This is a genomic window from Georgenia sp. SYP-B2076 (genome assembly GCF_003991205.1).
Taxonomy (GTDB): Bacteria; Actinomycetota; Actinomycetes; order Actinomycetales; family Actinomycetaceae; genus Georgenia.
Genome location: NZ_RXOZ01000033.1, coordinates 181,572 through 199,305 on the forward strand (window position 1 = coordinate 181,572; position 17,734 = coordinate 199,305).

Below are 17,734 nucleotides of genomic sequence, written 5' to 3' on the forward strand. Positions count from 1 at the left end.
CCCGCCACGCTGGTGGCCGGAGGTGGTCGCCGTGAGGGCGAAGGACGCGGTGGGGGCGTACGGGGAGCGGGTCGCCGCGCGGATGCTCGCCGACCACGGGCTGGAGGTCCTCGAGCGCAACTGGCGGTGCGCCGCCGGGGAGATCGACCTCGTCGCCCTGGACCGCGCCGCCGACGAGATCGTCTTCGTCGAGGTCAAGACCCGCCGCGCTACGTCGTACGGCCACCCCGCCGAGGCCGTCACCCGCATCAAGCTCGCCCGGCTGCGCCGCCTGGCGGGGCAGTGGCTCGCGGAGCACGACGTCCACGCCGGCGGCGTGCGCCTGGACGTCGTCGCGATCCTCGCCCGCTGCCCGGGCCCCGCCCTCGTCGAGCACCTGCGGGGGGTGGGCTGAGTGGGGCTGGGACGCACCTGGACGGTCTGCCTCGTCGGGCTCCAGGGCCACCTCGTGGAGGTGGAGGCCCACCGCAGCCCCGGCCTTCCCACCTTCACGCTCGTGGGCCTGCCGGACACCGCGGTGAGCGAGGCCCGTGAGCGCGTCCGCGCCGCCGTGACGTCCAGCGGCCTGCCGTGGAACGCGCGCCGCATCACCGTCAACCTCTCCCCGGCGTCGCTGCCGAAGACTGGCACGAGCCTCGACCTGGCGCTCGCCGTGGCCGTCCTCGTGGCCGACGGGCTGCCCGCCGCCGGGCCGGCCGCGGGCACCGTGCACCTGGGCGAGCTGGGCCTGGACGGCCGGGTCCACGCCGTCCGCGGCATCCTGCCCGCCGTGGCGGCCGCCGTCACGGCCGGGCGCCGCGACGTCGTGGTCCCGGCCGGGAACGCCGCCGAGGCGGCACTGGTCCCGGGCGCCCGGGTCCATGCCGTCCGGCACCTGGCCGAGCTCGTGGTCCACTACGGCGGCCGCGCCGGCGTGCCCGAGCCGCTGGCGCCCCCGGACGATCCGGCCTCGGGTGACCCGGCCACGGGCGAAGCGGCCCCGGCGGCGCGGGGCACCGGCCCGGGACCCGACCTCGTCGATGTGCTCGGTCAGGACGAGGCCCGCTTCGCCCTCGAGGTCGCCGCCGCGGGCGGCCACCATCTCTTCCTCGTGGGCGCCCCCGGCGCCGGCAAGACGATGCTCGCCGCCCGGCTCCCGGGCCTGCTGCCCGACCTCTCGGACGCCGAGGCGGTGGAGGTCACCGCCGTCCACTCGGTCTCGGGCATGTTCGACCCCGCGGGCGGCCTAATGCGGCGGCCGCCCTTCGAGGACCCGCACCACACGGCCACGCCGGCGGCGGTCATCGGGGGCGGCAGCGGCATCCCGCGCCCCGGTGCGGCCACCCGCGCCCACCGCGGAGTCCTGTTCCTCGACGAGGCGCCGGAGTTCTCGCCGAGGGTGCTCGAGACGTTGCGTCAGCCCCTCGAGCACGGCGAGCTCGTCCTGCACCGGGCGGCGGGCTCGGCGCGGTACCCGGCTCGGTTCCAGCTCGTCCTGGCCGCCAACCCCTGCCCGTGCGGCAAGGCCGTCGGCAAGGGCCTGCGGTGCACGTGCAGCGCGGCGGAGCGCCGGCGGTACCTGGGGCGCCTCAGCGGCCCGCTGCTCGACCGCATCGACATCCAGGTCGACGTCGAGCCGGTCACCCGCGCGATGCTCGCCCTCGCCGGCGCCCCGGAACGGTCCGCCGACGTCGCCGCCCGGGTCGCCGCGGCGCGGGAGCACCAGCACGCCCGTCTGGCGGGCACGCCGTGGCGCACCAACGCCGAGGTGCCCGGCTCCTGGCTGCGCGGCCCCGACGGTGGTCTCCCGGCCGACGTCCGCGGGTCCCTCGAGCGGGCCATGGACCGCGGCTCGCTGAGTATGCGCGGGCTGGACCGGGTGCTGCGCCTGGCCTGGACGCTCACGGACCTGGGAGGCCGGGACCGGCCCACGATCTCCGACGTAGGCACCGCCATCGGGCTGCGCACCAGGGGAGCGAACGATGCCTGAGCTGCCCTTCGACGCCTCCGACCCGCGGCTGGCCGCAGCGGCCTGGAGCGGGCTCGCCGAGCCGGGGGACCCGGCGGCCGGCACCCTCGTCGCGCACCTGGGCGCGGTCGAGGCGCTCGACTGGCTCACCCGCGCCGCGCGCGGCCCGGCCGGGGCCGGTGCGGGGTCCCGGCCGTGGGAGCAGGCCGTGGCCCGGTGGGCGCCCCGGCTCGAGAACCTCGACGTGCGGCGCGAGCTCGACATGCTCGACCGGCTCGGCGGGCACCTCGTCCTGCCCACGGACCCTGCCTGGCCGGCGGGGCTCGACGACCTCGCGGACACGCGGCCGTTCGCGCTGTGGGTGCGCGGCGCGCTGCCGCCCGGCGCCGCGGTCGCCGTCGTCGGCTCGCGCGCCGCCACCCCCTACGGCCAGCGGGTGGCCGCGGACCTCGCCGTCGGGATCGCCGAGGCCGGGACCGGCGTGGTCTCGGGGGGCGCGTACGGCATCGACGCCGCGGCCCACCGCGGGGCGCTGGCCGCGGGCGGGCCCACCGTCGCGGTGCTGGCGGGCGGCGTGGACCGCCCCTACCCGACGGGCAACACGGCCCTCCTCGAGGCGGTCGTCGCGTCGGGAGCGGTCGTCGCGGAGGTCCCGCCGGGCTGCGCGCCGAGCCGGTCCCGGTTCCTGGCCCGCAACCGGCTCATCGCGGCGCTCGGGCGCGCGACCGTCGTCGTGGAGGCCGCCTGGCGCTCGGGCGCGCTCAGCACCGCCGCCCACGCCGCCGGCCTCTCCCGACCGGTGGGGGCCGTGCCGGGACCGGTGACCTCGATGGCCTCGGCCGGGTGCCACCGGCTCCTGCGCGAGCAGGGCGCGGTGTGCGTCACGGACGCGGCCGAGGTGCTCGAGCTGGCCGGGCCCGCCGGCACGCACCTGCCCGCCGAGCCGCCGGTGCAGCCCGGCCTGCTGGACGGGCTGGACCCCCGCGCCGCACGGGTGCTCGACGCCCTGCCGGCACGCGGCTCGGCGCCCGTCGCCAACCTGGCCCGCACCGCCGGGCTGCCGCTGGCGGACGTGCGGGCCGCGCTCGGCGCCCTCGAGCTGGAGGGCAGGGCCGAGCGGGCGGGCAGCGCGTGGCGGCGGCGCCGGTGAGGCGCCGCCGGTCCGGGCCGGTCGGTCGTACCGTGGGGGCGTGACCGGAAGCGCGCGGGCAGGGACCCAGGACCGACTGCTCGAGGCCTTCGCCCGGTTCCTGACGCTCCAGCGCGGGCTCAGCGCGCACACCGTGCGCGCCTACCTCACGGACGTGGGCCAGCTCCTCGACCACGTCACCGCCGGCCGGGACACCGACGCGCCCGATGACGACGTCGAGGCCGCCGGCGACGGCGGGGAAGCGCCCGGTGACGGTGCCGCACCGACCCGCGACGACGCCGGAGCGCCGGGAGCCGACGACGGGCGGGACGCCGCGGGCGCGGTCGACCTGACGGGGCTGGACCTCACCACGCTGCGCAGCTGGCTGGCGGACCAGCAGCGCCGCGGCATGTCCCGCGCCACCCTGGCCCGCCGGGCCGCCGCCGTCCGCACCTTCTGCGGCTGGGCGTACCGCGCCGGCTACCTCCCGCACGACGTCGGCGCGCGGCTGCGCAGCCCCAGGCCGGACCGGCACCTGCCCACGGTCCTGGCTGTCGACGACGCCGCCCACCTGCTCACCACCGCGCAGGAGCGTGCCGCGGACGACGACCCGGTGCACCTGCGGGACTGGGCCGCCCTCGAGCTCCTCTACGCCACCGGCGTGCGGGTCAGCGAGCTCGTGGGCATCGACGTTTCCGACGTCGACGCCCGGGAGCGCACGGTGCGCGTGACCGGCAAGGGCGACAAGCAGCGCGTCGTGCCCTTCGGCATCCCGGCTCAGCGCGCCCTGGACGCGTGGCTGGTGCGCGGGCGCCCGACGCTCGCGACGCCGGCCTCGGGCGGCGCCCTGTTCCTCGGGGCACGCGGCGGCCGCCTCGACCCGCGGACCGTCCGCGGCGCCCTACACCGCCTCACCGCGGTCGCCGGCGTGCACGACCTCGCCCCCCACGGGCTCCGGCACTCCGCCGCGACCCATCTCCTCGCCGGCGGCTCGGACCTGCGCACCGTGCAGGAGGTGCTCGGCCACACCTCCCTGGCCACCACACAGCGCTACACCCACGTGACGCCGGAGCGGCTGCGCGCCTCCTACCTCCAGGCCCACCCGCGCGCCTGAGCGCGCGCCGCCGCGGCGGCGGGCGGCAGCCCGACGGCGGAGGGCAGCAGCCGCACGACCGCCGTGGCGCCGACGAGGGCGAGCGGGTCGAGATAGGTCGTCCGGTCGGTGCGGGCGCCCCAGTGCAGGCACGCCGGCTTCCACGCCGGGCAGTGGCCGGCCACGAGGTGGCCGAGCACGTCACCGGCGCGGACCCGCTGGCCGGCCGCCACCGCCGGCTCGACCGGCTCGTAGGTGGTGCGCACGCCGTCGACGTGCTGCACGGAGACCACGGGCCGGTTCACCACGGGCCCCGCGAAGGCCACGACGCCGTCAGCCGCCGCGAGGACGGGCGCGCCGACGGCGAGCGCGAGGTCGACGCCCCGGTGCCCGGCGTCCCAGGGCTGGCCGGGCCTGTCGAAGGCCCGGACCACCTCGGCCGGGCCGCCGGTCGGCCATGCGTACTCCACGTCGCCCGGGGCGGGCGCGCCGCCGGGCGGCCCCGTGCCCTCGAGGAGCGCCGCCGGGCCGCCCCGGCCGGCAGGGTCGCCTGCCCCCGCCGGCGGGGCCGCCGTCGCCACGCCCGAAGCCGAGGCGGGCGCCGCGCGCGGCTCACCAGCGGGCGCCGTGACGGTGCCGAGGACGCCGAGGGAGACGGCCGCCAAGGCGGCGAGACCGGCGACGAGCGGGAGACGCGAGGCGTGCGCGAGGACCATGGGCACCACGGTGGCGGGCCCGTCGCCCGGCCGCCCCGCGCGCCGGCGGGCGATGTGGACGCGGGGGCACCATCGCCGCCTGTGGACGGCCCGGCCCGTCGGCGATCCCAGGCCCCGCACCCGCGCGAGGTCACGGGCGCCGCACGAGGTGACGGGCGCCGCACGAGGCGGGAGGCCGGGCGCCACGGCCCATCGGCTACGATGAGACCTGCAACCGGCGTCAGTCGGTTGACAACGCGTGCCCGCACATCGTCGTACCAGCCCGCCCGGCCTGCCGGGCGAGTCGCGGTCGGCGAGGCGAACAGCGGCGGTCCTCTCCTCGCGAGGGGTGCTGTCACCGCGGGCACCAGGGTCCGCGGCCACCCGGCCGACGGGCAGACAACCGAAACACGGGCCACGACGCGCCACGCGAGAACGCGGCGCGCGGGGCCCCTTGCGTGCGGGTGACCGCACCACGAAAGGACGTGCCATGGCCGTCGTCACCATGCGCCAGCTCCTCGAGAGCGGCGTGCACTTCGGGCACCAGACCCGCCGTTGGAACCCGAAGATGAAGCGTTTCATCTTCACCGAGCGCAACGGCATCTACATCATCGACCTGCAGCAGTCGCTGACGGACATCGACCGCGCCTACGAGTTCGTCAAGGAGACCGTCGCCCACGGCGGCAACATCCTCTTCGTCGGCACGAAGAAGCAGGCCCAGGAGGCCATCGCCGAGCAGGCCCAGCGCGTGGGCATGCCCTACGTCAACGAGCGCTGGCTCGGCGGCATGCTGACCAACTTCGGCACCGTGCACAAGCGTCTGCAGCGCCTCAAGGAGCTCGAGCAGGTCGACTTCGACGACGTCGCCGGGAGCTCCTTCACCAAGAAGGAGCTGCTCATGCAGCGCCGCGAGCGCGACAAGCTCGCCCGCACGCTCGGCGGTATCCGCGACATGGCCAAGGTTCCCTCCGCCGTGTGGATCGTGGACACGAAGAAGGAGCACCTCGCCGTCGCCGAGGCCCGCAAGCTCAACATCCCCGTCGTCGCGATCCTCGACACCAACTGCGACCCCGACGAGGTCGACTACCGCATCCCGGGCAACGACGACGCCATCCGCGCCGTCTCGCTGCTGACCCGCGTGATCGCCGACGCCGCCGCGGAGGGCCTCGTGTCCCGCCACGGCGGGGGCACCGGTGCGACCACCGCCGAGGAGCCCCTGGCCGAGTGGGAGCGTGAGCTCCTCGCCACCCACGAGGCCGAGCAGAGCGCCCAGGCCTCCGTCGTCGCCGCCGACGCCCCCGACGAGGCCGTGGCCGCCGCGCAGCAGACCGCCGGCGCCACCCACGACGCGGAGCAGGTCGCCGAGGCCGCTGACGCGGCCGAGGTCGTCGCCCCCGTCACGGGCGGCGAGGGCACCGACGTCACGCAGGTGGCCGACAACTCCGCGGCCGCGGAGGACGCCGTGGCCGCGCAGGACGCCGGGACCGCCGAGTCCGCCGAGCAGGCCTGAGAACTAGCACCCGAGGATCTGGAGAGGATCATCAATGGCGAACTACACCGCCGCTGACATCAAGGCCCTGCGCGAGAAGACCGGCGCGGGCATGCTGGACGTCAAGAAGGCTCTCGACGAGGCTGACGGCGACTCGGCCAAGGCCCTGGAGCTCATCCGCGTCAAGGGCCTGAAGGGCGTGGCCAAGCGTGAGGGCCGCACCGTCGCCGAGGGCCTGGTCGCGGCGAAGATCACCGCCGACGGCGCCGGCGAGACCGGCGTGATGGTCGAGGTCAACTCCGAGACGGACTTCGTCGCGAAGAACCAGACCTTCATCGACTTCGCCGACAGCGTGCTCGCCGCAGCGGTCGCCACCGAGGCGGCCGACGCGGACACCCTGCTGGCCGCCGAGGTCGACGGGGAGACCGTGCAGGCCAAGGTCGACGGCGTCGCCGCCACCATCGGCGAGAAGATCGCCGTGCGGCGCGTGGCCCGCCTGTCCGGCGCGAAGGTGTCGAGCTACCTGCACCGCACCGCTCGGGACCTCCCGCCGTCGGTCGGGGTCCTCGTGGCCACCGACGCCGCCGGCGCGGACGTCGCGCACGACATCGCGATGCACGTCGCGGCGTTCTCCCCGAAGTACCTCAGCCGTGAGGACGTCCCCGCCGAGGTCGTGGCCAGCGAGCGCCACATCGCCGAGGAGACCTCCCGCAACGAGGGCAAGCCCGAGGCGGCCCTGCCGAAGATCGTCGAGGGCCGCATGAACGGGTTCTTCAAGGAGAACTGCCTGATCGACCAGGCCTTCGCGAAGGACAACAAGAAGACCGTCGGCAAGGTTCTCGAGGAGGTGGGCGGCACGATCACCGGGTTCGCCCGCTTCCGCGTCGGCGCCTGACGCACGCATCCGGTGGCCCCGGCCCGGCGACGGGCCGGGGCCACCGGCGCATCTGCGCCCGGATGCCACGGCAGCGTGGGCGACCGGTGCCTGGGTGCCCACGGGCGCCAGCGCGGGCGCACCCGCGCCACTAGACTTCCTGCCGACCTTGATCCGCACCGCCGCCCCGCTGGAGGCCACCGCACCATGACCGATCACACGACCGCCGACCACGTCGGGACCCGCCGTGTCCTGCTCAAGCTTTCCGGTGAGGTCTTCGGCGGCGGCAGGGTCGGTCTGGACCCGGACGTCGTCTCCGCCGTCGCCCGGCAGATCGCCGAGGCGGTCGCCGACGGCGTGCAGGTGGCCATCGTCGTCGGCGGTGGGAACTTCTTCCGCGGCGCGGAGCTGTCCCAGCGCGGCATCGACCGCTCCCGCGCCGACTACATGGGCATGCTGGGCACGGTCATGAACGCCCTCGCCCTGCAGGACTTCCTCGAGCAGGCCGGCGTGCGCACCCGCGTGCAGACCGCCATCGCGATGGGGCAGGTCGCGGAGCCCTACATCCCCCTGCGCGCGATCCGGCACCTCGAGAAGGGCCGGGTCGTGGTCTTCGGCGCCGGCGCGGGCCTGCCCTTCTTCTCCACGGACACCGTCGCGGCGCAGCGCGCGCTCGAGACCCACTGCGACGAGGTCCTGGTGGGCAAGAACGGCGTGGACGGCGTGTACACCGCCGACCCGAACGTGGACGCCACCGCCACGAAGCTCGACCACCTCACCTACGCCGAGGCGATCCAGCAGGGCCTGAAGGTCGTCGACGCCGCCGCCTTCAGCCTGTGCATGGACAACGACCTGACGATGCGCGTGTTCGGCATGGGCGAGCCCGGCAACGTCACCCGCGCCCTCCGGGGTGAGAAGATCGGAACGCTCGTGACCGCAACCCCGCTGAACGAAGGAGTGACGCTGTGATCGACGACGCCCTGCTCGAGGCCGAGGAGAAGATGGAGAAGGCGGTGGAGCGGGCCCGCGAGGAGTTCAGCCACATCCGCACCGGCCGCGCCAGCGCGGGGATGTTCAACTCGATCCTCGTGGACTACTACGGCGCCCCCACGCCCCTGCAGCAGCTCGGCTCGCTGACCATCCCCGAGGCGCGCACCGTGATCGTCACGCCGTACGACCGCTCGGCGACCAACGCGATCGTCAAGGCGCTGCGCGAGTCCGACCTCGGTGTGAACCCCACCGACGACGGCAACGTCATCCGCGTGGTCCTGCCCGCCCTCACGGAGGACCGGCGCAAGGAGTACGTCAAGCTCGCCCGGACGAAGGGGGAGGACGCCCGCATCTCGATCCGCTCCGTGCGCCGCAAGGCCAAGGAGGAGCTCGACCGCATCAAGAAGGACGGCGACGCCGGCGAGGACGAGGTCGACCGCGCCGAGAAGGAGCTCGAGGGCCTGACGAAGAAGCACGTGGAGCTCGTCGACGCCGTCCTCGAGGGCAAGGAACGCGAGCTGCTCGAGGTCTGAGCGGACATGGCACACGAGCGCGACGCCCAGGAGTCCTTCGTCGCCGCCCTGAGGCGGCTGGGCGAGGCGCGCCGCCGTGCCCGCACGGCGCTCGTCGAGCCGCCGCCCCCGCGGCCCAAGGCCCCGCCGGCCGGGCGGGCCGGGCGTGACCTCCCGGCCGCCATCGGCGTCGGCGTCGCCCTCCTGGTCGTCGTCGCCCTGAGCCTGTTCACCCGCCCCGAGGCCTTCGTCGTCCTCGTCGTCGTCGCCGCCTCCGGGGCGCTGTGGGAGCTGGCCCGCGCCTTCCTCCAGCGCGGCATCAAGATCCCGCTGCTGCCCTTGTGGGTCGGCACGATCGGCATCGTCGTCTCGGCGTGGGCGGCGGGGCCGGAGGCCATGCTCATGGCCTTCGTCCTCACCGCCGGCGGCGTCTTCATCTGGCGGGTGCTCGACGGCGGGGGCCGGGCCGCCGTCCGGGACGCCTCGGCCGGGATGTTCGCGGCCGCCTACGTGCCGCTCCTGGCGGGCTTCGCCGTGCTGATGCTCGCGCTGGACGACGGCCCATGGATCGTGGTCGCGTTCATCCTCGTCACCATCGGCAACGACATCGGCGGCTACGTGGCCGGCGTGCTGTTCGGCCGGACGCCCATGGCGCCCTCGATCAGCCCCAAGAAGTCCTGGGAGGGGCTCGCCGGCTCCGTGCTCATGTCTGCCGCGCTCGGCGCGGCGATGATGGCGCTGGTGCTGGGTGGCACGTGGTGGTCCGGTGCGCTGCTCGGCGTCGCCGCGGTGGCCGCCGCCACCACCGGCGACCTGGCGGAGTCCCTCCTCAAGCGGGACCTGGGCCTGAAGGACATGGGCTCGCTCCTGCCGGGCCACGGGGGCATCATGGACCGACTCGACTCGTTGCTGGTCTGCGCGCCCGTGTGCTATGTCATCCTCAGCGCGGCCACCGGTCAGCTGACCTTCTGAGAGGATGGTCTGCGTCATGACGCAGCAGACCCCAGCCCCCGTCCCTGTCCAGGTCAAGCCCTCGCACCAGGTGGAGCCGGGGGGCCGGCCCACGCTGACCTTCACGGCCAAGCGCCGCGGGAAGCCGCCGCGCCACCTGGCCGACCTCACCACCGCTGAGCGGTCCGAGGTGGCCAAGGAGCTGGGCCTGCCCGCGTTCCGCGCCGACCAGCTCTCCCGGCACTACTTCGCGCACCTGACGCGGGACCCGGCCGACATGACGGACCTGCCCGCGGACGCCCGCGAGCAGCTCACGGCCACCCTCATGCCCGAGCTGGTCACCAAGGTCCGGGACATGGTCGCGGACAAGGGCGCGACCGTGAAGTCCCTCTGGCGCCTCTTCGACGGCGCGATGGTCGAGTCCGTGCTCATGCGCTACACCTCGCGCACCACGCTGTGCGTGTCGTCCCAGGCCGGCTGCGGGATGGCGTGCCCCTTCTGCGCGACCGGCCAGCAGGGCCTGACCCGCAACCTCTCCACGGCCGAGATCGTCGAGCAGGTCCGCATGGCCGCCAAGACCTCCCGCGACGGCGACCTCAAGGGCGGGCCCACCCACCTGCGCAACGTCGTCTTCATGGGGATGGGGGAGCCGCTCGCGAACTACCGCACGGTGGTGAACGCGGTGCGCCGCATGGTGGACCCGGCCCCGGCGGGCCTCGGCCTGTCCGCCCGCAACATCACCGTCTCGACAGTCGGGCTCGTCCCGGCCATCGACAAGCTCGCGAAGGAGGGCCTGCCGGTCACCCTGGCCGTCTCCCTCCACGCGCCCGACGACGAGCTGCGCGACGAGCTCATCCCCATCAACTCCCGCTGGAAGGTGGGCGAGCTGCTCGACGCCGCCCGCCGCTACTTCGAGGCCACCGGGCGGCGCGTGAGCATCGAGTACGCGCTCATCAAGGACATGAACGACCACGCCTGGCGCGCCCAGCTGCTCGCCGACGAGCTCAACGCCCGCGGCCGCGGCTGGGTCCACGTCAACCCCATCCCGCTCAACCCCACGCCCGGCTCGATCTGGACGTGCAGCGACCGGGACGTGGAACAAACCTTCGTCGACACGCTCCGCAACGCGGGGATCCCGACGACCGTGCGGGACACTCGTGGCAGCGACATCGACGGCGCCTGCGGCCAGCTCGCCGCTGAGGTGCTGGTGGAGAAGAAGCAGGAGCAGTGATGAGCACGATGTTCCCCTCGGCCGGCAAGATGCGTACCGGCTACGACCGGCAGCAGGTCGAGGAGTTCTTCACGCGCGCGCGCGGCGCCTACGAGTCCGGGCAGGGCCTGGCCGGGACGCCCGCCCCGGGCGCCTTCGACGAGCAGTCGGTGCGCGCCGCCGCGTTCGACCTGGTCCGGGACGGGTACGCCACCGCCGCGGTCGACGCGGCGCTCGACCGGCTCGAGGCCGCGTTCGTGCAGCGCCGGCGCACCACCTTCGTCGCCGGCAAGGGTGACCAGGCCTGGATGGACCACATCGCCGAGCTGGCCACCACCCTCTACCCCCGGCTGCTGCGCCCCGCGGGCGAGCGGTTCCGGGCCCCGGAGCGCGGCCGCGGCTACGACCGCGCCGCCGTGGACGAGCTGCTCGAGCGCCTCATCGCGTACTTCGACGACGGCGGCGACCTCACCGCGGTCGACGTGCGGACCACGACCTTCCCGTCGGCGCGCGCCGCCCACGCGTACCACGAGGGCACCGTCGACGCGTTCCTCGACCGCGCCGTCGAGGTGCTCGTGGCGGTCGAGTGACCGAGGTGCTGGCGCGCGCCGCCCGTGCCATGGCACCGACCGCGCCGACCGACGTCGTCCTGCTCGGCTCCACCGGGTCGATCGGCACCCAGGCGCTGGAGGTCATCGACGCGGCCGCCGAGGGCGCCTACCGGGTGCGGGCGCTGGCGGCGGGCGGCGGGAACCTCGAGCTGCTCGCCGAGCAGGCCGTCACCCACCGCGTGCCCGTCGTCGCCGTGGCGACCGGCGACGCGGGCGACGTCGCCCGGCTGCGGGACCTGCTCGCCGACGAGGTCGCCCGGGCCGCCGGGGACGTGACCGTGCCGCAGGTCCTCGCCGGCCCGGATGCCGCCACGGAGCTGGCCGGCTCCCTCGCCGGCACCCCCGCCGGGCGGCGCGCCGTCGTCCTCAACGGCATCACGGGCTCGGTGGGGCTGGCTCCCACGCTCGCCGCGCTGCGCTCGGGCGCCACGCTGGCGTTGGCCAACAAGGAGTCCCTCGTCGTCGGCGGGGCGCTCGTCCGCCAGGCGCAGCAGCGCCCGGGCCAGGTGGTGCCCGTCGACTCCGAGCACTCGGCCATCGCGCAGGCGCTGCGCTCCGGCCGGCACGAGAAGGGCATGACCAGCCCGGTGGTCACCGGCCGCACCGAGGTGCGCCGCATCATCCTCACCGCCTCCGGCGGCCCGTTCCGCGGGCGCACGCGGCGGGAGCTGGCCGGTGTCACCCCCGCGCAGGCCCTCGCGCACCCGACGTGGGCGATGGGCCCGGTCGTGACGATCAACTCCTCCACCATGGTGAACAAGGGCCTCGAGCTCGTCGAGGCGCACCTGCTGTTCGACGTCCCGGCCGAGGACGTCGTCGTGGTGGTGCACCCGCAGTCGGTGGTGCACTCGATGGTCGAGTTCCACGACGGCTCGACGATCGCCCAGGCGTCCCCGCCGGACATGCGGCTGCCCATCGCGCTGGGCCTGACGTGGCCCGAGCGCGCCGAGCACGTGGCGACGCCGTGCCGGTGGGACGCGCCGACGGCGTGGACGTTCGAGCCGCTGGACGAAGAGGTCTTCCCCGCCGTGGCCCTCGCCCGCCAGGCCGCGGCGGCCTCGCCGACCCACCCCGCCGTCCTCAACGCCGCCAACGAGCAGTGCGTGGCGGCCTTCCTCGCCGGGCGCCTGGCCTACCTGGACATCGTCGGGGTCGTCGAGGAGGTCCTGGCCGCGCACCCGCACCCCGCCGGCGCGGCGCTGCTCCTCGAGGACGTCCTCGGTGCCGAGGACTGGGCCCGTGCGCGCGCCGACGAGCTGATCGCGCGGCGCGCCTGACCGGGGAACCCGCCGCGCCTGACCGGGCGGAACCAGGGCGGCCCGCTGCACGTTGTTCCGGTGCCCGGCCCACACCCACCGCACCACCCACCGCCCAGCTGGAAGGAGCCACGCCGTGGACTTCGTCATCGGAGTGCTCATCCTCGCGGTTGGACTGATCCTCTCGATCGCGCTGCACGAGATCGGCCACCTCGTGCCCGCCAAGAAGTTCGGCGTCAAGGTGCCGCAGTACATGGTGGGCTTCGGCAAGACCCTCTGGTCCCGTACCGTCCGCGGCACGGAGTACGGCATCAAGGCCCTGCCGCTGGGCGGCTACGTCCGCCTCGTCGGCATGTACCCCCCGGCGCGCACCGGGCGCGCGAGCCTGCGCAGGGACGGGCGCCCCACGATGGTCCAGGAGGCGCGCGACGTCGCGCTGGCGGAGCTCGGGCCGGGGGAGGAGCACCGCGCCTTCTACCACCTCACGGTGCCCCGCAAGCTCGTGGTCATGCTCGGCGGCCCCGCGATGAACCTCCTCATCGCCACGGTCCTCATGGGGGTCATGGCCGTCGGCCTGGGCATCGCCCAGTACACCGCCACGGTCGGCAACGTGCAGCAGTGCGTCCCCGCAGACCCGGCCCGCGCGGAGTGCGCCCCCGGCGACCCCGCCGCGCCGGGCGCCGCCGCCGGCCTGCGGCAGGGCGACGAGGTCGTCTCGTGGGCGGGGACCCCGGTCCACGACTGGGCGGACATCACCGCCGCGATCTCCTCCGGCGGCACCGTCCCGGCCGCCGTCGTCGTCGAGCGCGACGGCCACCCGCGCACGCTCCAGGTGACCCCGAGGCTGACGGAGCGGCCGGTCGTGGACGCGAGCGGCGCGCCCGTCACCGACCACTCCGGCCGGCCCCGGACCGAGATGCGGCCCTACGTGGGCATCGGCCCGACGTTCGAGCTCGTCCGCCAGAGCCCGGCCGCCGTCCCCGGGCTGGTGTGGACCACGTTCACCGGCACCGTCGACGTCGTCCTCCACCTCCCGCAGCGGCTCGTGGGCGTCGCCCAGGCCGCGTTCGGCACCGCGGAGCGGGACCCGGGCGTCGTCGGCCTCGTGGGCGTGGGGCGCTTCGCGGGCGAGATCGCCTCGGTCGACGGCGCCGGGTACGGCCTCGCCGAGCGCAGCGCGGACATGCTCTCCCTGCTCGTCTCGCTGAACATGGCCCTGTTCGTCTTCAACCTCATCCCGCTGCTGCCGCTGGACGGCGGCCACGTGGCGGGGGCGCTGTGGGAGGGCGCCCGCCGCCAGGTCGCGCGGGTGCGGGCGCGCCCCGACCCGGGCCCCGCGGACACCGCCCGACTGCTCCCGCTGACCTACGTCGTCGTCGCGTTCATGCTCGGCATGAGCCTGCTGCTGGCCTACGCCGACATCGTCAACCCGCTCACCTTGACCGGCTGAGCACGCGCCCCCGCGCGCAGGACCGCGGGGCGGCTCGCGCGCCTCCCTTGCCGGCCGGCGCGCCCGTGGGGCGCGATGGTAACGGTCACACCTGCGCCCTGACGGCGGGTGCGGACGGGACCGGGTGCGATACTGGGTCGGTGAGCGTACCGATCTCCCTGGGAATGCCAACCATCAAGGAAGCACCGCCTGTCCTCGCGCCGCGTCGCAAGACGCGCCAGATCCGCGTCGGCTCCGTCCTGGTCGGTGGCGACGCGCCGATCTCCGTTCAGTCGATGACGACGACGAAGACCCACGACATCAACGCCACCCTCCAGCAGATCGCCGAGCTCACGGCGTCCGGGTGCGACATCGTCCGGGTGGCGTGCCCCACGGACAAGGACGCCGAGGCGCTGCCGATCATCGCCAAGAAGTCCCAGATCCCGGTCATCGCGGACATCCACTTCCAGCCGAAGTACGTCTTCGCCGCCATCGAGGCCGGCTGCGGCGCTGTCCGGGTGAACCCCGGCAACATCCGCAAGTTCGACGACCAGGTCAAGGAGATCGCGCAGGCGGCCAAGGACGCCGGCATCTCGATCCGCATCGGCGTCAACGCCGGGTCGCTGGACCCGCGCTTGCTGCAGAAGTACGGCCGGGCGACCCCCGAGGCGCTCGTCGAGTCCGCGGTGTGGGAGGCCTCCCTCTTCGAGGAGCACGACTTCCACGACTTCAAGATCTCCGTCAAGCACAACGACCCGGTGGTCATGGTCCGCGCCTACGAGCTGCTCGCCGAGCGCGGCGACTGGCCCCTGCACCTCGGGGTCACCGAGGCCGGGCCGGCGTTCCAGGGCACCATCAAGTCCGCGACCGCTTTCGGCGCCCTGCTGAGCGAGGGCATCGGGGACACGATCCGCGTCTCGCTCTCCGCGCCGCCGGTCGAGGAGGTCAAGGTCGGCAACCAGATCCTCGAGTCGCTGAACCTGCGCCCGCGCAAGCTTGAGATCGTCTCGTGCCCCTCCTGCGGGCGCGCCCAGGTCGACGTCTACACGCTCGCCGACGCCGTGACCGCCGGGCTCGAGGGCGTCACCGTCCCGCTGCGGGTGGCCGTCATGGGCTGCGTCGTCAACGGCCCGGGCGAGGCCCGCGAGGCCGACCTCGGCGTCGCCTCCGGCAACGGCAAGGGACAGATCTTCGTCAAGGGCGAGGTCATCAAGACCGTGCCCGAGGACCAGATCGTGGAGACCCTCATCGCCGAGGCGCAGCGCATCGCCGCCGAGATGGGCGAGTCGGACGGCGCGGCGGCGGCCGGTTCGCCGGTCGTCTCCGTCAGCTGAGCCGCGATCGTGCCGTTGTGGCGCCGGCCCGCGCCGGTGGTGCGCCCGCTGACCGCCGACGACCGCGACGCAGCGATCGAGCTGTGCCGGCGTGACCCCGTTGGGGCCGTGCTCGCGGGCGTGCAGGTCGAGCGTCTCGGCCTGCCCCGCCCGCCCGGCACCGAGCTGCTCGGCGTCGTCGACCACGACGGCGGATCCTCCGCCCTGCGGGCTGTGTGCTGGGCCGGCGCGAACCTGGTGCCCGTCCAGGTCTTCGGCGAGGTGCTCGACGACCTCGTTGAGCACGTGCGCCGCCGCGGGCGTCGCTGCTCCTCCATCGTCGGCCCGGCCGAGCAGGTGCTCCCGCTGTGGGAGCGGCTAGCCCCGGTGTGGTCCCACCCCCGCGAGGTCCGCGAGGACCAGCCGTCCATGGTGATCGACGACGACCCCGCCGTCGGACCGGACCCGCGCGTCCGGCTCGCGCAGCCCGAGGAGGTCGCCCTCGTGCTGCCCGCCAGCGTGGCGATGTTTACCGAGGAGGTCGGCTACGACCCGACGATCGTCGGGATGTCCTACGCCGCCCGGGTGGCCGAGCTCGTGGGCACCGAGCGCACGTACGTGCGCATGGAGGAGGACGACGGCGCACCCCGCGTCGTCTTCAAGGCGGACGTCGGGGCCCTCGCCCTCGGCGTCGCCCAGATCCAGGGCGTGTGGGTCCACCCCGACCTGCGGGGCCAGGGGCTCGCGAGCGCCGGGATGGCCGCCGTCGTCGCCGACGTGCGCGCCCGCCTCGCCGGCACCGTCTCGCTCTACGTCAACAGCTACAACGCGGCCGCGCTGGCAACGTACCGGCGCGTGGGCTTCCGCCAGGTCGGCAGCTACGCGACGGTCCTGTTCTAGCCGCCCCAGGTCACGTCAGCGGGCCATCTCGGCTGCCGGCGTCCGCTGTCGGTCGCCCGCCGCGCCAGCCTGGACGGTCCCGGTCAGCTCCGGTCGCCCGCCGCGTCAGCGCAGCAGCTTCGACATCCGCCGGTCGGCCAGGATGCGGCCGCCCGTCTGGCACGTCGGGCAGTACTGCAGCGAGGAGTCCGCAAAGGAGACCTCCCGCACCGTGTCCCCGCACACGGGGCACGGCTCCCCGGTGCGGCCGTGCACGCGCATGCTGCGCCGCTTGGCGTCCTTGAGCTCTGCCGCGGGTTTGCCCGAGGCCTGCCCGATGGCCGCCCCCAGCACCTCGAGCATCGCCGTGTGCAGGCGCCGGGCGGACTCCTCGTCGAGCGTGGACGTCAGCGCGAACGGGCTCATCCGCGCGACGTGGAGGATCTCGTCGGAGTAGGCGTTGCCGATCCCTGCGATGACCGACTGGTCCCGCAGGAGTCCCTTGACCTGCTGCTTGCGCGGTGCCAGGAGCGCACGGAACTCGTCGAGCCCCAGCCCGAGGGGCTCGGGGCCCAGCGTGGCGACGGCGGGCACGTCGTCCGCCCGGGCGACGACGTGGACCGCGAGCCGTTTGCGGGTGCCCGCCTCGGTGAGGTCGAACCCGGCGCCGTCGTCGAGGCGGACACGTAGGGCGATGGGCGAGCGACCGGGCCGGAGCGCGGCCTTGGGGACCGTGTCGTACCAGCGCAGCCACCCGGCCCGCGCGAGGTGGAAGAGCAGGTGCAGCTCGCCGTCGGCGCCTGCGGTGGCGATGTCCAGCCACTTGCCGCGGCGGAGGACGTCGGAGACCTGCGCGCCCACCAGGGCCGACGGTGCGGGGGAGTAGGTCTTCAGCGCGCTGACGGCACCCACCTCCACGCCCGTGAGCGTCCTGCCCATCGTCCGCCCGCGCAGGAACGCGGCCAGTCCCTCGACCTCCGGCATCTCGGGCATGGGGTCATCCTGGCGCAAGACGGCAGGAAGTGGGGCCCGCTCCAGGTCAGGAAGCCGTCCAGGCGCGGAACCGTCGTCCAGGCGCGGAACCGTCGTTGTGCACAGAACCGCCCTCGAGCACAGAAACGCCGTCGAGCACGGAAACGCCGTCGAGAGGGAGCGGCTGGAGGTTCTGGGCCCCAACTTGCCACAGGTGTCCCGCCCCCCTCCGCCCCACTGCCTCCACCCTCGGCCCGGCACCGGCCTCCGCCACCGGCCTCCGCCCGCGTCGAGTGGCACGAAATGGTCCGGTCCATCGGGGACGCGGACACCGGCGAGGGACGGCGGCGACCCCGATCCCGGTGACGGGGGTGGGCGGCCTC

General features: G+C 74.8%; 17 protein-coding genes. 15 read left to right on the top strand and 2 right to left on the bottom strand.

Annotated elements, in window-relative coordinates:
* Positions 1–31: 31 nt before the first annotated feature.
* The 4 genes from EJK16_RS14985 to EJK16_RS15000 are packed head-to-tail and all read left to right on the top strand — an operon-like array spanning position 32 to position 4,191.
* Positions 32–394, top strand: a complete 363-nt coding sequence (locus tag EJK16_RS14985; protein ID WP_127130699.1) for a YraN family protein — start codon at positions 32–34, stop codon at positions 392–394.
* Positions 395–1,969 carry a YifB family Mg chelatase-like AAA ATPase gene (locus EJK16_RS14990; RefSeq protein ID WP_127130701.1) on the top strand — a complete coding sequence of 525 codons (1,575 nt, stop codon included), beginning with the start codon at positions 395–397 and terminating at the stop codon, positions 1,967–1,969.
* Positions 1,962–3,098: a DNA-processing protein DprA gene (gene dprA / locus EJK16_RS14995; RefSeq protein ID WP_127130703.1), complete on the top strand. Its 1,137-nt coding sequence runs from the start codon at positions 1,962–1,964 to the stop codon at positions 3,096–3,098. The genes EJK16_RS14990 and dprA overlap by 8 nt, the downstream gene beginning before the upstream one ends.
* A gap of 40 nt (positions 3,099–3,138) precedes the next feature.
* Positions 3,139–4,191: a tyrosine recombinase XerC gene (locus EJK16_RS15000; RefSeq protein ID WP_127130705.1), complete on the top strand. Its 1,053-nt coding sequence runs from the start codon at positions 3,139–3,141 to the stop codon at positions 4,189–4,191.
* Here EJK16_RS15000 and EJK16_RS15005 read toward each other — a convergent pair.
* The gene (locus EJK16_RS15005; protein WP_127130707.1) at positions 4,164–4,886 is read right to left on the bottom strand and encodes a M23 family metallopeptidase; all 723 of its coding nucleotides are present in this window, start codon (positions 4,884–4,886) and stop codon (positions 4,164–4,166) included. The genes EJK16_RS15000 and EJK16_RS15005 overlap by 28 nt on opposite strands.
* Positions 4,887–5,355: 469 nt before the next feature.
* On the opposite strand from EJK16_RS15005, the gene rpsB reads away from it, so the two are divergent.
* From rpsB to EJK16_RS15060, 11 genes are all read left to right on the top strand, one after another.
* Positions 5,356–6,375 (top strand): 30S ribosomal protein S2, encoded by a 1,020-nt coding sequence (gene rpsB, locus EJK16_RS15010; protein ID WP_127130709.1) that lies wholly within the window; start codon positions 5,356–5,358, stop codon positions 6,373–6,375.
* A 34-nt stretch (positions 6,376–6,409) separates the two neighbouring features.
* Positions 6,410–7,249, top strand: coding sequence for a translation elongation factor Ts (gene tsf, locus EJK16_RS15015; protein WP_127130711.1), 840 nt, complete (start codon positions 6,410–6,412; stop codon positions 7,247–7,249).
* A 186-nt stretch (positions 7,250–7,435) separates the two neighbouring features.
* Positions 7,436–8,197, top strand: coding sequence for a UMP kinase (gene pyrH, locus EJK16_RS15020; RefSeq protein WP_127130713.1), 762 nt, complete (start codon positions 7,436–7,438; stop codon positions 8,195–8,197).
* Positions 8,194–8,751: a ribosome recycling factor gene (gene frr, locus EJK16_RS15025; RefSeq protein WP_127130715.1), complete on the top strand. Its 558-nt coding sequence runs from the start codon at positions 8,194–8,196 to the stop codon at positions 8,749–8,751. Before pyrH ends, frr begins: the two co-directional genes overlap by 4 nt.
* A gap of 6 nt (positions 8,752–8,757) precedes the next feature.
* Positions 8,758–9,702 (top strand): phosphatidate cytidylyltransferase, encoded by a 945-nt coding sequence (locus EJK16_RS15030; RefSeq protein ID WP_127130717.1) that lies wholly within the window; start codon positions 8,758–8,760, stop codon positions 9,700–9,702.
* Positions 9,703–9,718: 16 nt separating this feature from the next.
* Positions 9,719–10,912, top strand: a complete 1,194-nt coding sequence (rlmN, locus tag EJK16_RS15035; RefSeq protein ID WP_240646090.1) for a 23S rRNA (adenine(2503)-C(2))-methyltransferase RlmN — start codon at positions 9,719–9,721, stop codon at positions 10,910–10,912.
* On the top strand, positions 10,912–11,481 hold the full coding sequence (locus EJK16_RS15040; protein ID WP_127130720.1) for a DivIVA domain-containing protein: 570 nt from the start codon (positions 10,912–10,914) through the stop codon (positions 11,479–11,481). The genes rlmN and EJK16_RS15040 overlap by 1 nt, the downstream gene beginning before the upstream one ends.
* Before the next feature lie 29 nt (positions 11,482–11,510).
* Positions 11,511–12,779, top strand: a complete 1,269-nt coding sequence (dxr, locus tag EJK16_RS15045) for a 1-deoxy-D-xylulose-5-phosphate reductoisomerase (protein WP_127130910.1) — start codon at positions 11,511–11,513, stop codon at positions 12,777–12,779.
* Positions 12,780–12,894: 115 nt separating this feature from the next.
* Positions 12,895–14,208, top strand: a complete 1,314-nt coding sequence (locus tag EJK16_RS15050) for an RIP metalloprotease (protein WP_127130722.1) — start codon at positions 12,895–12,897, stop codon at positions 14,206–14,208.
* 164 nt (positions 14,209–14,372) lie between these two features.
* Positions 14,373–15,521: a flavodoxin-dependent (E)-4-hydroxy-3-methylbut-2-enyl-diphosphate synthase gene (gene ispG, locus EJK16_RS15055; protein WP_127130912.1), complete on the top strand. Its 1,149-nt coding sequence runs from the start codon at positions 14,373–14,375 to the stop codon at positions 15,519–15,521.
* 9 nt (positions 15,522–15,530) lie between these two features.
* Entirely contained in the window at positions 15,531–16,400 is an 870-nt protein-coding gene (locus tag EJK16_RS15060; protein ID WP_205739787.1) for a DUF4081 domain-containing GNAT family N-acetyltransferase, read from the top strand.
* Between the two features lie 105 nt (positions 16,401–16,505).
* On the opposite strand, the gene EJK16_RS15065 is transcribed toward EJK16_RS15060, so the two are convergent.
* Complete coding sequence (locus EJK16_RS15065) at positions 16,506–17,372, bottom strand: Fpg/Nei family DNA glycosylase (RefSeq protein ID WP_127130726.1); 867 nt, start codon at positions 17,370–17,372, stop codon at positions 16,506–16,508.
* Between the last annotated feature and the right edge of the window lie 362 nt (positions 17,373–17,734).

Coding starts and splice junctions, on each gene's coding strand:
- EJK16_RS15065 (WP_127130726.1), bottom strand. CDS start 17,372: ATGCCCGAGATGCCGGAGGTCGAGGGACTGGCCGCGTTCCTGCGCGGG.
- dxr (WP_127130910.1), top strand. CDS start 11,511: ATGGCACCGACCGCGCCGACCGACGTCGTCCTGCTCGGCTCCACCGGG.
- tsf (WP_127130711.1), top strand. CDS start 6,410: ATGGCGAACTACACCGCCGCTGACATCAAGGCCCTGCGCGAGAAGACC.
- EJK16_RS15040 (WP_127130720.1), top strand. CDS start 10,912: ATGAGCACGATGTTCCCCTCGGCCGGCAAGATGCGTACCGGCTACGAC.
- EJK16_RS15005 (WP_127130707.1), bottom strand. CDS start 4,886: ATGGTCCTCGCGCACGCCTCGCGTCTCCCGCTCGTCGCCGGTCTCGCC.
- pyrH (WP_127130713.1), top strand. CDS start 7,436: ATGACCGATCACACGACCGCCGACCACGTCGGGACCCGCCGTGTCCTG.
- rlmN (WP_240646090.1), top strand. CDS start 9,719: ATGACGCAGCAGACCCCAGCCCCCGTCCCTGTCCAGGTCAAGCCCTCG.
- ispG (WP_127130912.1), top strand. CDS start 14,373: ATGCCAACCATCAAGGAAGCACCGCCTGTCCTCGCGCCGCGTCGCAAG.
- dprA (WP_127130703.1), top strand. CDS start 1,962: ATGCCTGAGCTGCCCTTCGACGCCTCCGACCCGCGGCTGGCCGCAGCG.
- EJK16_RS15030 (WP_127130717.1), top strand. CDS start 8,758: ATGGCACACGAGCGCGACGCCCAGGAGTCCTTCGTCGCCGCCCTGAGG.
- rpsB (WP_127130709.1), top strand. CDS start 5,356: ATGGCCGTCGTCACCATGCGCCAGCTCCTCGAGAGCGGCGTGCACTTC.